General features: G+C 44.6%; 13 protein-coding genes. All 13 read right to left on the bottom strand.

Annotated features, from left to right (window positions below; genetic code table 11):
• Positions 1-14: 14 nt before the first annotated feature.
• Positions 15-1,643 carry a chaperonin GroEL gene (groL, locus tag KH180_RS05640; protein WP_290757602.1) on the bottom strand — a complete coding sequence of 543 codons (1,629 nt, stop codon included), beginning with the start codon at positions 1,641-1,643 and terminating at the stop codon, positions 15-17.
• Between the two features lie 21 nt (positions 1,644-1,664).
• Entirely contained in the window at positions 1,665-1,937 is a 273-nt protein-coding gene (locus KH180_RS05645) for a co-chaperone GroES (protein ID WP_137329312.1), read from the bottom strand.
• Positions 1,938-2,080: 143 nt separating this feature from the next.
• The gene (locus KH180_RS05650) at positions 2,081-2,671 is read right to left on the bottom strand and encodes a GrpB family protein (RefSeq protein ID WP_290757608.1); all 591 of its coding nucleotides are present in this window, start codon (positions 2,669-2,671) and stop codon (positions 2,081-2,083) included.
• Between the two features lie 69 nt (positions 2,672-2,740).
• On the bottom strand, positions 2,741-4,399 hold the full coding sequence (locus KH180_RS05655; RefSeq protein WP_290757611.1) for a glutamine--tRNA ligase/YqeY domain fusion protein: 1,659 nt from the start codon (positions 4,397-4,399) through the stop codon (positions 2,741-2,743).
• Positions 4,400-4,453: 54 nt separating this feature from the next.
• Positions 4,454-5,809 carry a DNA repair protein RadA gene (gene radA / locus KH180_RS05660; protein WP_290757613.1) on the bottom strand — a complete coding sequence of 452 codons (1,356 nt, stop codon included), beginning with the start codon at positions 5,807-5,809 and terminating at the stop codon, positions 4,454-4,456.
• A 15-nt stretch (positions 5,810-5,824) separates the two neighbouring features.
• A complete protein-coding gene (locus KH180_RS05665; protein ID WP_290757615.1) occupies positions 5,825-6,238 on the bottom strand; it encodes an endosialidase in 414 nt (137 codons plus the stop codon).
• Positions 6,239-6,294: 56 nt separating this feature from the next.
• Positions 6,295-8,757: an ATP-dependent Clp protease ATP-binding subunit gene (locus tag KH180_RS05670; protein WP_290757618.1), complete on the bottom strand. Its 2,463-nt coding sequence runs from the start codon at positions 8,755-8,757 to the stop codon at positions 6,295-6,297.
• Positions 8,758-8,766: 9 nt separating this feature from the next.
• Entirely contained in the window at positions 8,767-9,144 is a 378-nt protein-coding gene (locus tag KH180_RS05675; RefSeq protein WP_290757621.1) for a GntR family transcriptional regulator, read from the bottom strand.
• A 131-nt stretch (positions 9,145-9,275) separates the two neighbouring features.
• Positions 9,276-10,547, bottom strand: coding sequence for a phosphoribosylamine--glycine ligase (purD, locus tag KH180_RS05680; protein WP_290757624.1), 1,272 nt, complete (start codon positions 10,545-10,547; stop codon positions 9,276-9,278).
• A gap of 17 nt (positions 10,548-10,564) precedes the next feature.
• Positions 10,565-11,191 carry a phosphoribosylglycinamide formyltransferase gene (purN, locus tag KH180_RS05685; protein ID WP_290757626.1) on the bottom strand — a complete coding sequence of 209 codons (627 nt, stop codon included), beginning with the start codon at positions 11,189-11,191 and terminating at the stop codon, positions 10,565-10,567.
• Complete coding sequence (gene purM / locus KH180_RS05690; protein ID WP_290757629.1) at positions 11,185-12,210, bottom strand: phosphoribosylformylglycinamidine cyclo-ligase; 1,026 nt, start codon at positions 12,208-12,210, stop codon at positions 11,185-11,187. Before purM ends, purN begins: the two co-directional genes overlap by 7 nt.
• Positions 12,211-12,314: 104 nt before the next feature.
• Positions 12,315-12,818, bottom strand: coding sequence for a 5-(carboxyamino)imidazole ribonucleotide mutase (gene purE, locus KH180_RS05695; RefSeq protein ID WP_290757632.1), 504 nt, complete (start codon positions 12,816-12,818; stop codon positions 12,315-12,317).
• Positions 12,819-12,878: 60 nt separating this feature from the next.
• The gene (locus KH180_RS05700; RefSeq protein WP_290757937.1) at positions 12,879-14,867 is read right to left on the bottom strand and encodes an aminopeptidase; all 1,989 of its coding nucleotides are present in this window, start codon (positions 14,865-14,867) and stop codon (positions 12,879-12,881) included.
• Positions 14,868-14,872 lie beyond the last annotated feature (5 nt).

Consider the following 14,872-nt stretch of genomic DNA (forward strand, 5'->3'; position numbering starts at 1 on the left):
TGTGGTATAACAGCTTACATCATTCCCATTCCAGGTGCTCCTGCTCCGGCTGGCATTGCCGGCGCATCTTCTTTGATGTCAGCTACAACAGATTCGGTTGTCAGAAGTGTAGAAGCCACGGATGTTGCGTTCTGCAGCGCACTTCTTGTTACCTTCGCAGGGTCGATGATACCTGCATCAATCATATTAACATATTTTCCGTTTAATGCATCAAAGCCAAATCCGACTTCCTGTTCTTCCACTTTATTAATAATCACAGATCCTTCCAGTCCGGCATTTGCTGCAATATGGAATAACGGAGCCTGAAGTGCTTTCAGGATAATATTTGCTCCTGTCTTTTCATCTCCTTCTAATCCTTCTGCCATTGCAGCTACTTTCTTAGAAGCGTGGATATATGCAGATCCTCCTCCGAAAATGATGCCTTCTTCAACTGCTGCCTTAGTTGCTGCAAGAGCATCTTCCAGACGAAGCTTGCTTTCTTTCATTTCTGTCTCAGTTGCCGCACCTACACGGATAACTGCAACTCCTCCGGATAATTTTGCAAGTCTTTCCTGTAATTTTTCTTTATCAAATTCAGAAGTTGTCTCTTCAATCTGTCCTTTAATCTGACCGATTCTAGCCTGGATCGCATCTTTTGATCCTTCTCCGTCAACAATGACCGTATTTTCTTTCTCAACCTTAACAGATTTTGCGCGTCCTAACTGGTCGATCGTCATTTCTTTCAGGTCTAATCCAACTTCTTCAGAAATAACAGTACCGCCTGTTAAGATTGCGATATCTTCCAGCATAGCTTTTCTTCTGTCACCGTATCCAGGAGCTTTTACAGCGCAAACAGAGAATGTTCCGCGAAGTTTATTTACAATCAGAGTAGTCAGTGCTTCACCTTCAATGTCTTCTGCAATGATCAGAAGTTTCTTTCCGCTCTGTACAATCTGCTCTAAGATCGGCAGAATATCCTGAATGTTAGAGATTTTCTTGTCTGTGATCAGGATGTATGGATCTTCCAGTTCAGCAACCATTTTTTCCATGTCTGTTGAGAAGTAAGCAGATAAGTATCCGCGGTCAAACTGCATACCTTCTACTAAATCTAACTCTGTCTTCATAGTCTTAGATTCTTCGATTGTAATAACACCGTCATTAGATACTTTTTCCATAGCATCTGCAACTAATTCTCCGACTTCCTCATCGCTTGCAGAAATTGCTGCAACCTTTGCAATCTGATCTTTGCCGTTTACTTTGCTGCTCATTTCAGCAATTGCTTCTACTGCTGCATCGGTAGCTTTTTTCATTCCTTTTCTTAAAATGATAGGATTAGCTCCTGCTGCAAGGTTTTTCATTCCTTCATTTACCATTGCCTGAGCCAGTACAGTAGCTGTTGTAGTACCGTCACCTGCAACATCATTTGTTTTTGTTGCAACTTCTTTGACGATCTGAGCGCCCATGTTCTCAAATGCATCTTCCAGTTCAATCTCTTTTGCGATGGTTACACCGTCATTTGTAATCAGCGGAATACCAAAGGATTTGTCTAATACTACATTTCTTCCTTTTGGTCCGATGGTAACTCTTACTGTATCTGCTAACTGGTTTACACCTGCTTCTAATGCTTTTCTTGCCTCAATACCGTATTTGATTTCTTTTGCCATGATTCGTCTCCTCCAAAAATCTTATTCTACAACTGCTAAAATATCGTTCTGTTTTACGATGATGTACTCATCATCTCCACATTTCACTTCAGTTCCCGCATATTTGGAATAGATGACTTTCTGTCCGTTTTCTACTTCCATTTTTACTTCATCCGTTCCAGGTCCCACTGCAACAACTTCCGCCTCCTGCGGTTTTTCCTGAGATGCTGTTGTCAACACGATTCCGGATTTTGTGGTAGTTTCTGCCTCTAACTGTTTCAGTACTACTCTGTCTCCTAATGGTTTTAAATTCATATCATTACCTCCTAAAATTCAGATGAAATTCTTTTGTCTTATTTACCCGATTATTGTTAGCACTCACTTAACTCGAGTGCTAATCACAAAATATAGTATAACACCCTATCAAAAAAATGCAAGTGCTTTTTCGAAAAATTTTTTCACTTTTTCATGCCAGGACGATAGACATCTCCAAACTCTTTCCTGGCTTTTTTTGTGCATTGTCTGACAAAATCTGTCTTGGCTCTTGTATATGCATCCCTGTCATGTTCAAACCTCTTCTGCAGCCCGACCTTTAATTTGCCGTACTCCTCAGCAGTACTTTTATGCCTTCTCAAATAGTCACGGAAATACAATTCATCCCAGTCCCCGGGATACCGCACATGGAGATGGTATACCCGTTTGGCAAATCCATTTAATGTATATCCTTTCATAAACATCATATGAGGCGGCGGATTCGCAGGCTTCCTCGTAAAAATATATCCTTCCTTTTCAAGCACTCTGACCAGATGATCCAGATCATATCCTTCCCTGATCTCCAGCAGAATATCAATCGTTGGTTTAGCCAAAAGCCCTTCTACCGCAGTGCTGCCAATATGGCTGATCCTTGCCACATGCTCCTTCCCTATAACATGAAGCAGAAGCTTTTTTTCATTTTCATACATCTGTTTCCATTCCTTTTTATGTCCGCTTAAAACAATAGGGAAAAGCCCCCAAAGCTCTTCATTGGACATTTCAGTCAGTTTTTTCATATGATCTCCTTTCTTCATTGTTCCCAAAACGCAAAAAGATAAGCCGTCGTAAAACAGCTTATCTTTTTCTTATTTAGGCTGATAAGAACTTTTCATGGAAACAATTCGGTTAAATACCATATGTTCCGGTGTTGTGTCCTTCGTATCCAGGCAGAAATATCCCTGCCTAACAAACTGAAAACTGTCCCCCGGAGCAGCCTCTTCAAGACACGGCTCAACATAACACTCTGTCAGGATCTTAAGGGAATCCGGATTCAGATTAATGGAGCCGTCCTCATTGTATACACCTTTTTCTTCATCTACAATGTTCTCGTATAAACGCACTTCCGCTTTCTTGGCAAAAGGAGCTGCAACCCAATGAATTGTCCCTTTGACTTTTCGGCCGTCAGGGCTGTTCCCTCCTCTGGAAGCAGGATCATACGTACAGTGTACTTCTGTCACATTTCCTTCTTCATCTGTTTTATAATCTGTGCAGGTCACAAAATAACCGTTCATCAGGCGTACTTCATTTCCAGGATACAGACGGAAATACTTCTTCGGACGTTCAATCTTAAAGTCATCTCTTTCAATATAAAGCTCTCTGCAGAACGGAACTTTCCGAACGCCCATCTCTTCGTTTTCCTGATTATTTTTTACTTCCATATATTCCACCTGGTCTTCCGGGTAGTTTGTGATAACCAGCTTAATAGGATCCAGCACAGCCGATACTCTTGGTTTTTTCAGTTTCAGATCGTCCCTGATGCAGTACTCCAGCATGGCATAATCTACAGAGCTGTGGCTCTTAGCCACACCGACCAGTTCCATAAACCTGCGGATAGCTTCCGGTGTATAACCCCGGCGTCTTAATGCGGATAACGTTACCAGCCTTGGATCATCCCATCCATCCACAATTCCGTCATCTACTAATTTCTTAATATAACGCTTTCCTGTCACAACATTGGTCAGGTAAAGCTTGGCAAATTCTATCTGTTTCGGCGGATGTTCAAATTCACACTGTTCCACTACCCAGTCATATAACGGCCTGTGATCCTCGAATTCCAAGGTACAGATAGAATGGGTTACACCCTCAAAGGCGTCTTCCAGCGGATGGGCAAAATCATACATCGGATAAATACACCAATCTCCGCCAGTATTATGATGCTCCATTCTGGCAATGCGGTAAAGAATCGGATCCCTCATATTCATATTTCCGGAAGTCATATCAATCTTGGCACGAAGTACCTTGCTGCCGTCCTCAAATTCTCCGTTTTTCATTGCACGGAATAATTTAAGATTTTCTTCCGGCGTCCGCTCCCTGTATGGGCTGTTCTTTCCCGGTTCTGTCAAAGTCCCTCTGTACTCCCGGATCTCCTCCGGAGTCAGATCGCACACATAAGCTTTCCCTTTTTTAATCAGAAACTCAGCACATTCATACATACGGTCAAAATAGCTGGATGCAAAATATATAGTCTTGTCATAATCTGCTCCGAGCCACTCTACATCCTCTTTGATAGAATCCACATATTCAGTCTTTTCCTTTGTTGGATTTGTATCGTCAAACCGGAAATGAAAATCCCCGCCGTACTCCTTGGCCAGACCATAGTTTAAAAGAATTGATTTGGCATGTCCAATGTGCAGATAACCGTTTGGCTCCGGCGGAAATCTGGTAACAATTTTTTCGTATTTCCCTTCTTTCAGATCCTCTTCAATGATCTGCTCTATAAAATTTTTTGAGATCGCCTCTTCCATTGTGTCTCCATTCCTCCATACTTTTCATTATTCTTTAATAATATAAGACATATTTTAAATACAATCAAGGGCTTCCCTTACATTTGCAACGCCAAGAAGCTGCATCTTTGTCTTTATCTTTAAGCTGTCCACATTTGCTTTCGGCAGAATACAGGTCTTAAAGCCGAGCTTCTCAGCCTCTTTGATCCGCTGGTCACCCTGGGATACTCTTCTGACCTCTCCCACAAGTCCTACTTCGCCGAAAATGATCGTATCCTCCGGCAAAGGCATATTTTTATAACTGGATGCAATAGCTAAAATAATACCCAGGTCAATGGCCGGCTCTCCCAGCCTCATGCCTCCTGCCAAATTCACATAGGCATCACAGCCTCCCAGCTGCAGCCCCACCCTTTTTTCCAAAACTGCCATGAGAAGATTAACTCTGTTGTAGTCAATCCCCACCGCTGTCCTTCTGGGCATCTGAAAGCTGGTCGGAGAAATCAGTGCCTGGATCTCTATGAGAATCGGCCTTGTGCCTTCCAGGGAACATACCACCACAGAGCCGGAAGCATCCACGGGACGGCCGTTGAGCATCATCTTGGACGGATTCTCCACTTCCACGAGCCCATTTCCGCACATCTCAAACACTCCGATCTCGTTTGTCGATCCAAAACGGTTTTTTACTCCCCGCAGAATCCGGTATGCTGCTTCTCTCTCTCCCTCAAAATAAAGAACCGTATCCACCATATGCTCCAGTGTCCTCGGCCCTGCCACAACGCCTTCCTTTGTCACATGTCCTACAATAAAGACTGCGATATTCTCTTCCTTAGCAATCCGCATCATCTGGGCCGTTACTTCCCTTACCTGTGAAACACTTCCCGCCGCTGCTGTAAGCTCTTCACTATACATTGTCTGGATGGAGTCGATTACAACAAACTCCGGCCTGACCTTTCGGATCCCCTCAAGAATTTCCTCGAGATTCGTCTCACAAAACAGCAGAAGCTCGTCTTCAAATGCTCCGATCCTCTCTGCACGGATTTTGATCTGATGTGCAGATTCTTCTCCCGACACATATAAAACCTTACGCTTTGCATTGACTAAATTCCTGCACACCTGGAGAAGCAGTGTGGATTTTCCGATGCCCGGATCTCCTCCCACCAAAGACAGAGAACCGGTTACAATACCTCCTCCAAGCACTCTGTCCAGCTCGCTGATACCGGTAGGAATCCGCTCTTCGCTCTTTATGGAAACCTCGGACATACTCATAGGAGAGGCAGAAGCCCGCCTGGGCTTTGCCCCTCCTTTTTTTGTCACTGACTGCTTTTCTTCTACAAAGGTATTCCATGATTTGCAGGCCGGACACTGTCCCATCCACTTGGACGACTCGTGTCCGCACTCGCTGCAGAAAAATACGGTTTTTGCCTTTGCCATATCAGTTCCTGCTCCTTACTGTTTCTTTACACGGACCATGGCCGTCATGCCTGGGTTCAGCTCAACGCTCAGTGTCAGCTTTCCGCCCAGATTTGCCTTCATAGTTCCAACATTCGTATTGTCTATATATACGCGGTACTCCTGTTCAGGCTCCACTTCCAGGGTCACCTGCACATCCTCTGATGCCTCAATCTCAAATGCCACTCCCTCTGTTGCTGCAGCAAAATTGTGGACTGCGGATCCCGGTACAGATTCAAAGATCAGCTGTCCGTTCTTATCCAGCTTCGTCATTGTCTTGAAGGTCTTGACCTTATACATATCCCCTTCAAATTCAATTTTGTCCTTTTTGGCTTTCGTATCTAATGTGTAATCTCCAAAGCTTAATGTCCCATTTTCTTCGCTGCGAAACAACTCTGTTACCACTGACATGTTCTTATCCTCCTATTAAATCTGCATTTGTTATTTTATTATATAATATTTCCTACTTATTTACTAGCATCCTTTATCGAAAAAGTAAGGTTTTTGTCTTTTGCTCCGATAGTCAGCACAGCTCCGTCCTTAAGCTCTCCATCCAATATCTTATCCGCCAAAACATCCTCAATCTCGCTTGTGATCACACGGCGGAGCGGTCTTGCACCGTAAGTTTCGCTGTAGCCCTTATCTGCAAGCAGAGAAATGGCATTTGGTGTAACCTTCATGGAAACCTGATGATTCTTCATCAGCTGTTCTTTGACATTCTTTAAAAACAGTTTGGTAATTTCCTTCAGTTCTTCCTTTGTCAGCATGGTAAATACAATCGTCCCGTCGATCCGGTTCAGGAATTCAGGTTTAAATATCTGGCGTACTTCTTCCATCACTCCCTGGGTCATCTTCTCATGATTCTTTTCCTTGTCAGAAGTCCGCACAAAACCAAGCTGTTTCGGTGAGATGATTCTGGATGCTCCTGCATTGGATGTCATAATAAGGACCGTATTTTTAAAATCCACTTTTCTGCCGTTTGAATCTGTAATGTGCCCGTCATCCAGCACCTGAAGCAGAATGTTGAAAACATCTGGATGGGCTTTCTCGATCTCGTCCAGCAAAATCACAGAATAAGGATGTCTCCTGACCTGTTCGCTGAGCTGGCCGCCTTCGCCGAATCCCACATATCCCGGAGGCGATCCAATGATTTTGGATACACTGTGCTTTTCCATATACTCCGACATATCTACCCGGATCAGGTCTTCTTCTCTCCCGAACATGGCTCTGGCAAGACTTTTGGAAAGTTCAGTCTTTCCCACACCCGTAGGCCCAAGGAACAAAAATGAACCAATAGGACGTTTGGGGTCTTTCAGGCCGACCCTGCTGCGTTTTATAGCTCTCGCCACAGCTTCCACGGCCTTATCCTGTCCGATCACCTGCTTATGCAGAGTCTTTTCAAGATTTTTAAGCCTCTCCATCTCCCCCTGCTTCAACTGGCTCACCGGAATCTTGGTCCACAGGGAAATGATCTCTTCTACATCTTCTTTTTCAATGGCAGGGATTTTTTTCTGCTGATTTTCCATCCTGCGGAACTTTTTATCCAGACTTTTCTGGAGTTCCTCTTTCTCTTCCTTTAATTTCCGTGCCTCCGCAATCTGTCCCCTGCTGATATACTCTTCCATCTCCCGGACAAGATTTTTAAGCTTCTCCTGTTCCTCTTTCATATCAGCCGGCACTTTGAGAACTTTCATCCTCTTCTTGGCACATGCCTCATCCAGAACATCGATGGCCTTGTCAGGCAGGAACCTGTCATTGACATACCGGCAGGAAAGATCTACTGCATAGGCAGTCACATCCTCCGGAATCATCACTCTGTGATGAGATTCAAACTTATATTTCAGTCCGTCAAGGATTTTTGCAGCTTCTTCTGCCGAAGGCTCCTCTACCAAAATAGACTGGAATCTGCGCACTAACGCTGCATCTTTCTCAAAATACTTTGTATACTCTTCACTGGTTGTGGCACCAATCAGCTGAAAATCCCCTCTGGCCAGGGACGGCTTCAGAATGTTGGATGCATCCATGGCTCCTTCAGATCCTCCGGCTCCGATCATTGTGTGTATCTCATCAATAAATAAAATCACAGAGGAATCTTCCGTTACTTCAGAGATGATCTGCTTCATCCTCTCCTCAAACTCGCCCCGGTACTTTGTACCTGCGATTACTCTCGTCAGGTCCAGGGAAAGCAGCCTTTTATCTCTCAGATTCAGAGGAACGTTTCCCTCTGTAATCCTGGCAGCCAGCCCTTCAACAATGGCGGTCTTTCCCACTCCCGGATCTCCGATCAGGCAGGGATTATTTTTGGATCTTCTGCAGAGCACCTGCATCAGACGTTCCATCTCATCTTCTCTCCCGATCATTGGATCCAGTTCATCATCTTTTGCCTTCTGTGTTAAATCTGTGCTGAACTTTTCTAAAATGTTCTCTCCCGCACCGTCCTCTGTAAAATAATCATCCGCCGTATTATTGGAAAACTCGTTTTTTGCGGACTTGTAGTCAATCCCCATAGTTACCAGAGTATCGATAAAAATAGCATCTATCTGAATCTTTTCCTGTCCGAGGATCTGGACGGCCTCATTTTCCCCGTCTTTTAAGATCGCAAGCAGCACGTGTTCTGTACCGACTACATCACTTCCGTACTTGGCTGCCATCTGGCCGGCAAGGCTTAAGATTTCCTCAGCCCTGGGGGTAAAACTTTTTATTTTTGTCCGTCTTCTTTTCTCTGTATCCCGCTCTTTTAATGCTTCTGAAAATATCTCATCAGACACTCCGTGCATTTTGAGGATTTCATATGCCAGAGAGCCTTTCATTTTCAAAAGTCCCATTAAAAGAAACAGTGTTTCTATATTTTCTGCTCCAAGCCTTGCGGATATCTTTCCCGCCTCCTCCAGTGCGCGGCTTAAATATCTGGTAAGTGGTAATTTCCTCATTCTGTCCTCCTAACTCTTGTCAAGCTGCCGGTAAACATGATCTACCAGCTGATATAATTCTTCTCTTGTCACGCCCTTGCAGATAGCCTGTGCCACCAAAAGCTGCAGGCTTTCTTCCAAATCATCCAGCTGTTTTGCCTTCTCATTGGCATTCACGCTTACAACTGCGCCTTTTCTTCGGTCCAGCTTTAAGTAGCCTTCTTCCCTCAATATAGCATATGCTTTATTTACCGTATGCATGTTTACTCCTAAAACCTGTGCCAGCTGCCGCACCGATGGCAGGGACTCACCATCCTGGATGTCAGAACATGCAATGCCGACAATAATCTGGTTCCTTAATTGAATATAAATGGCCTGATCGCTGTTAAAATCTACTTCAAGCAGCATTTTCATCCCTTCCTTCTTTCATATCTTTTGTTATACTTAGACTATAATAAATAGCACGGAATGTCAATAGCATAAAAAGGAAGCAGGAAAGAGACTTTTCTCTCTTTCCTGCTTCTGATTCATGCTTTTATTTATGCCTCATCAATGGCCTTTCCAATGTCATTTCTCTTGTATTTATTGGCAAAACTGATCCATTCTGTGGCTTCATATGCATTCTTTCGGGCCTCTTTCAGATCGGCGCCTTTTGCCACTACACCGAGAACGCGTCCTCCGTTTGTGACAATCTTATCCTTGTCAAACTTGGTTCCCGCGTGGAATACATAATAGCCGTCCTTTTCCCTGAAGGCATCAAGTCCTTCAATCTCAAAACCTTTCTCATACTTCTCCGGATATCCGTCAGATGCCAATACGACACACACTGCCGCATTATCCTCAAATTCCAATGTAATATCAGAAAGTTTTCCGTCAATACAAGCCTCCATCACATCAAGGATGTCATTTTTCATACGGGGAAGGACAACCTGTGCCTCAGGATCACCGAACCGTGCATTATATTCCAGTACCTTCGGTCCGTCTTCCGTAAGCATCAGGCCGGTAAACAGAATACCGGTAAACGGTCTGCCCTCTGCTGCCATGGCATCCATTGTCGGCTGGTAGACATACTTTTCACAAAATTCTTCCACTTCCTTTGTATAGAACGGACTCGGAGAAAATGTTCCCATACCTCCTGTGTTGAGGCCCTGGTCTCCGTCCTTGGCACGCTTATGATCCTGTGCAGAAGTCATACATTTGATCGTTTTGCCGTCACAGAAAGCAAGAACAGAAACTTCCCGTCCGGTCATAAACTCTTCGATCACGATCTCATTGCCCGCATCTCCGAACTGTTTGTCCAGCATCAGCGTTTTAACGCCCGCCTTTGCTTCTTCCAGCGTGCTGCAGATTAATACGCCTTTGCCCAGAGCCAGGCCGTCCGCTTTCAGTACAATCGGCATCTTCACAGTCTCCAGGTAATCAAGAGCCTTTTCGGGATCTGTGAAATTTTCATAGGCCGCTGTAGGTATCTCATACTTTTTCATCAGATCTTTAGAAAATGCTTTGGATCCTTCAATGATGGCCGCATTCTTACGCGGGCCGAATACTCGGAGGCCTTCAGCTTCAAAAGCATCCACAACCCCACCTACAAGCGGATCATCCATTCCGATGATCGTCAGTCCAATCTCTTTTTCCTTTGCAAAAGCAACAAGTTTATCAAACTCCATAGCTCCTATATCCACACATTCTGCATATTCTGCAATACCTGCATTACCGGGAGCACAGTAAATCTTATCCGCTTTCGGGCTCTTTGACACCGCCCATGCAATGGCATGTTCTCTTCCTCCGCTGCCAACAATCAGTACATTCATACTTTTATCCTTCCTACTCAATTCTCGATCTTTACATGTCCTTCTGAAACGGTGACTCTTCCCTCTGCAATTAGATTGATAACCTCAGGAAGAATCACCCACTCTGCCTGTTCCATAATCCGTCTCTGGAGAGTCTCCGGCAGATCGTCCTCTTTGACTTCCACCGCTTTCTGCATAATGATCGGTCCGGTATCGGTTCCTTCATCTACAAAATGAACCGTAGCACCTGAAATTTTAACACCTCTTAAAAGAGCCTGCTCGTGGACCTTCAGCCCATAACAGCCTTTACCGCAGAAAGACGGGATCAGGGACGGATGGATATTAATCATCCGGTTTTCAAACTTGCGGATGATCTTGTCAGGGATCACTACCAGGCATCCTGCCAGCACAACCAGATCAATCTCTCTGCTGACCAGTTCCTGATAGAGCGCTTCATTAAATAAATCTCTGTTCTCAAAGTCCTTCGGCGAAAGCCCCACAGCCTCGATTCCATGCTTTTTGGCACGCTCCAGGGCATACGCTTTTTTATTGTTGCTGATCACCACATCTATCCGGGCATTTGAGATACGCCCTTCTTCTATGGCATCGATGACAGCCTGTAAATTGGTGCCGCCTCCGGACACTAATACTGCAACCTTTAGCATACTGTCACACCTTTGTCACCGGCCTTGATCTCACCTACTACAAAAGCGGTTTCTCCCGCACGTTCCAAAGCTTCCAGTGTGTCATTGACACTTTTTTCATCCACGGCTACCATCATGCCGATTCCCATATTGTATGTATTGTACATCATCTTTTCATCAATATCTCCGGTCTTTGCCAGAAGCTTAAAGACAGCCGGCACCTCATAGGAATCCTTGTGCACAACCGCATGAGCTCCGTCAGGGAGCATTCTTGGGATATTTTCGTAGAATCCTCCTCCGGTAATATGGCTGCATCCTTTGATCTCTACCCCTGCTTCCTTGATCGCTTTCAGTGCCTTTACATATATCTTCGTAGGTGCCAGCAGCGCTTCCCCAAGAGTAGTGCCCAATTCTTCGTAATAGGTATCCAAAGATTCCTTCGTCATGTCAAACACCCTGCGCACCAATGAATATCCGTTGCTGTGAATGCCGGAAGATGCAATACCAATCAGCACATCTCCTTCTTTGATCTCTTTGCCGGTAATCAAATCCTTCTCATCTACGATACCAACGGCAAAACCTGCCAGATCGTATTCATCTTCCGGATAAAATCCAGGCATCTCTGCTGTCTCTCCGCCGATCAGTGCAGCATCTGACTGTCTGCACCCATCTGCCACACCGCTGACAATAGTAGCAATCTTTTCCGGAAAGTTTTTTCCGCAGGCAATGTAGTCTAAGAAATACAAAGGCTCTCCGCCTGCACATGCAATATCGTTGACGCACATGGCCACACAGTCGATACCAATCGTATCATGTTTATCCATGATGAATGCAAGCTTTAACTTTGTGCCGACTCCGTCAGTACCGGAAACAAGAGTGGGATTTTCCATATCCTTGAACTTCTTTAATGAAAAAGCTCCGGAAAAACCTCCGATGTTTGTCAAAACTTCCTCTCTCATTGTAGCCTGTACGTGCTTTTTCATAAGTTCAACGGACTGGTATCCCGCTTCGATATCCACTCCGGCTTTTTTATAATCCATGTTTATCCTCCTAATTCAAGCTCTCTTTATCTTCAAAAATAATCCTCTATGCCGTCTGCTGTTCCGGCGCAAACAGCCGTACATAACAGTACGGCTGCAAGTTTTTATTTATAGTTCTTATATCCGACCTGGTCAAGCTTCTTGGCTTTTTCCACTACGGAATCTTTCATAGTTTCTCTGTAAGCCTTTAACTTCTGCAGAAGTTCTGCATCAGAGGAAGCCAGTATCTGCGCTGCAAGGATACCTGCATTCTGTCCTCCGTTAATGGCAACTGATGCAACCGGAACTCCGGACGGCATCTGAACAATAGAGTACAGAGAATCTACCCCTCCGAGATCTGATGTTTTCATCGGGATTCCGATGACCGGCATCGGAAACAGTGCTGCGCACATACCCGGAAGGTGTGCCGCTTTCCCTGCACCTGCGATGATGACCTTGACTCCCCGCTCTTCAGCTCCTTTTGCCCACTCAAAGAAAATATCCGGTTCCCGGTGTGCAGAAATAATGGTCATCTCAAAGTCGATTCCCATCTCCTCTAAAAAGTCCGCCGCTTTGCTCATAACCGGCATGTCGGAATCACTGCCCATAACGATTGCTACTTTTGCCATAATTTTATCTCCTTTGTCATAATTCGATTTGTTTTCTTCTATTCTACCCACTGTACCCGGTCACGTCAATGGTTCGTTCAGGATTTCCGTGCCCGGGAGCACAAATTTCCCGCTTTCGATCAAGAGTGTCTCTGTTCCTCCAAGACCGATCACGCAGATAGAATCCAGTTCCTCGTAAGGAATGGTGATATCCGTATGGCAGTTAAAGTACTCTCCCTTTACGGACCGCTCGTTGCTCTTTGCAACAATCTCTTTTCCGTCAGGATTGTGTACCTCAGTTTCTTCGCTGTGGCTGTAGCAGGTATCTCCCACTGCAAAATGAGGACCCATCTTTTCTACGATCAGAATTGGGAGCTGATAAAGGATTCCGTATTTCTGTGCCATGGCATAGGCTGTGGTGTTGGTTCCCACTGCAAACTCTCCCATGGGAAGAGTCTCCCTGTTATACAAAAGATTCTGCTTAATGTAAGCATGGTTCTCCTCTTCAGTATCAAAATTCCTGCAGGAATATTGTTCAATCATGCCGTCTTTAAACACCAGCTTAAGATCAATAAACTTCAAATCTCTCAGATATACTTCACTTACATGGAGCACACCGTTGGTTCCCCGCAGTTTCGGGGATGTAAATACCTCTCCCACCGGAATGTTCACATCTGCCAGACAGTTCTCAAAGTTTGTCTCCTGTTCCGGATGCTCCAGTTCATGGAGGGCTACATACAGATCCGTTTCATTGTGTCCTGCTCCTTTGATGTGGACTTCCACGCCCTGGTCCAGGGCATCAATCAAATACTGCTGGATCTTTTTATATTTTTCTTTGTCCAGCGTATTCACCTTCACCACTTCTTCAAAAATCTCTTCAAAGTTCTCCCCAATTTCGGGAAGCGGGTACGCGATAATCGTAAAACTGCGCTCCTCAGGTTTCATATATTCATTTGCAATCCTGCTGGATTCATTCTGGAATTCCACTGACAGCTTTTCCTGCTTTTCAGACAGCTTAAGACTCGCCTCCTTATTTTCAGGCGTAAACGGCAGTTCCCCAAAAGTCTCCATACAGGCCGGTCCCGCAAATGCAGCCGCCTCTTCTTTCAGCTTTTCATAGGCATTTCTGTAACATTCCAGCTTGTGCCTCATAAATGCATTATTAAAATACAGGGCCTGGTCAAATCTATGATCATATTCAAACTGGGGATTCGGACTTGTGGAAATATATCCGACCTTCGACATTCCTCTCGTAATTACCCCTGTAGTACCGCGGTATAGAATCGGTGTCAGCCCGATCTCCCGGAACTGCCGGACAGCTTCCCTGATTACCGGTTCAAATCCTATGTGATACCTGATATTGACTGTAGCCTTTTTGGACATATCGATATTGTTGATGATAAATCCGTCATGAAAGCCATCCACATAAGTTTTGGCAATGGCCTGTATTTTCTCTTTCGGAAGACTGTTTAAAAATGACAGCATTTTAACTTCATTCTCAGAAATATACTCTCCGTAAAGGTAGAGCACATCCGGATTGGACAGATCTTCCTTCATGACAATATCTGATGCAAAGTGAAAAGATGGATCCAGCTGTTCCCTGACACGGTAACAGCAGATCTCCTGGCTGTAATCTCTCATATGGTCAAAAATAATCTGTTTCGCCGTTTTCATCTGCACATCTCCGTCCAGAAACAGCTGATATATTTCTAAAAACAGCTCATTTAAAATTGACAGTTCAAACAGACGCTCTTCTACCGCATAAATCAGGCATCCGTGAATCTCTCCATATAAAAAGCACAGAATATCACCAAACTCTTCCCCCAGAACAGACTGGGCATAATCAGGATTTCCGTAACAGACATCATAATTAGAAGGAAAAACATCCTCATACCATTCCTTGTTCCAGGCCTTCATCCGGCTTAACGGCCTGTCTTTTTCTTCAAATACCTTATCGGCAAACAAAAGTCTCCCGGCCATCTTTTTGAAATAAGTCAAAAAAGGCTCTTTCACAGAGTCCTCCTGCAAAATAGCCTTAAGCCTTTCCTGATTTAAATAATGGCGTTCCATTAATA

Origin of the sequence: Anaerostipes sp., assembly GCF_018381315.1 — a bacterium.
GTDB lineage: Bacteria > Bacillota > Clostridia > Lachnospirales > Lachnospiraceae > Anaerostipes.

What these genes read in the sequence shown, in the direction of transcription:
- KH180_RS05665 (WP_290757615.1), bottom strand. Translation starts at nt 6,238, where the DNA reads ATGTCAGTGGTAACAGAGTTGTTTCGCAGCGAAGAAAATGGGACATTA.
- KH180_RS05645 (WP_137329312.1), bottom strand. Translation starts at nt 1,937, where the DNA reads ATGAATTTAAAACCATTAGGAGACAGAGTAGTACTGAAACAGTTAGAG.
- groL (WP_290757602.1), bottom strand. Translation starts at nt 1,643, where the DNA reads ATGGCAAAAGAAATCAAATACGGTATTGAGGCAAGAAAAGCATTAGAA.
- purN (WP_290757626.1), bottom strand. Translation starts at nt 11,191, where the DNA reads ATGCTAAAGGTTGCAGTATTAGTGTCCGGAGGCGGCACCAATTTACAG.
- radA (WP_290757613.1), bottom strand. Translation starts at nt 5,809, where the DNA reads ATGGCAAAGGCAAAAACCGTATTTTTCTGCAGCGAGTGCGGACACGAG.
- purM (WP_290757629.1), bottom strand. Translation starts at nt 12,210, where the DNA reads ATGGATTATAAAAAAGCCGGAGTGGATATCGAAGCGGGATACCAGTCC.
- KH180_RS05675 (WP_290757621.1), bottom strand. Translation starts at nt 9,144, where the DNA reads ATGCTGCTTGAAGTAGATTTTAACAGCGATCAGGCCATTTATATTCAA.
- purD (WP_290757624.1), bottom strand. Translation starts at nt 10,547, where the DNA reads ATGAATGTACTGATTGTTGGCAGCGGAGGAAGAGAACATGCCATTGCA.
- KH180_RS05670 (WP_290757618.1), bottom strand. Translation starts at nt 8,757, where the DNA reads ATGAGGAAATTACCACTTACCAGATATTTAAGCCGCGCACTGGAGGAG.
- KH180_RS05700 (WP_290757937.1), bottom strand. Translation starts at nt 14,867, where the DNA reads ATGGAACGCCATTATTTAAATCAGGAAAGGCTTAAGGCTATTTTGCAG.
- purE (WP_290757632.1), bottom strand. Translation starts at nt 12,818, where the DNA reads ATGGCAAAAGTAGCAATCGTTATGGGCAGTGATTCCGACATGCCGGTT.
- KH180_RS05650 (WP_290757608.1), bottom strand. Translation starts at nt 2,671, where the DNA reads ATGAAAAAACTGACTGAAATGTCCAATGAAGAGCTTTGGGGGCTTTTC.
- KH180_RS05655 (WP_290757611.1), bottom strand. Translation starts at nt 4,399, where the DNA reads ATGGAAGAGGCGATCTCAAAAAATTTTATAGAGCAGATCATTGAAGAG.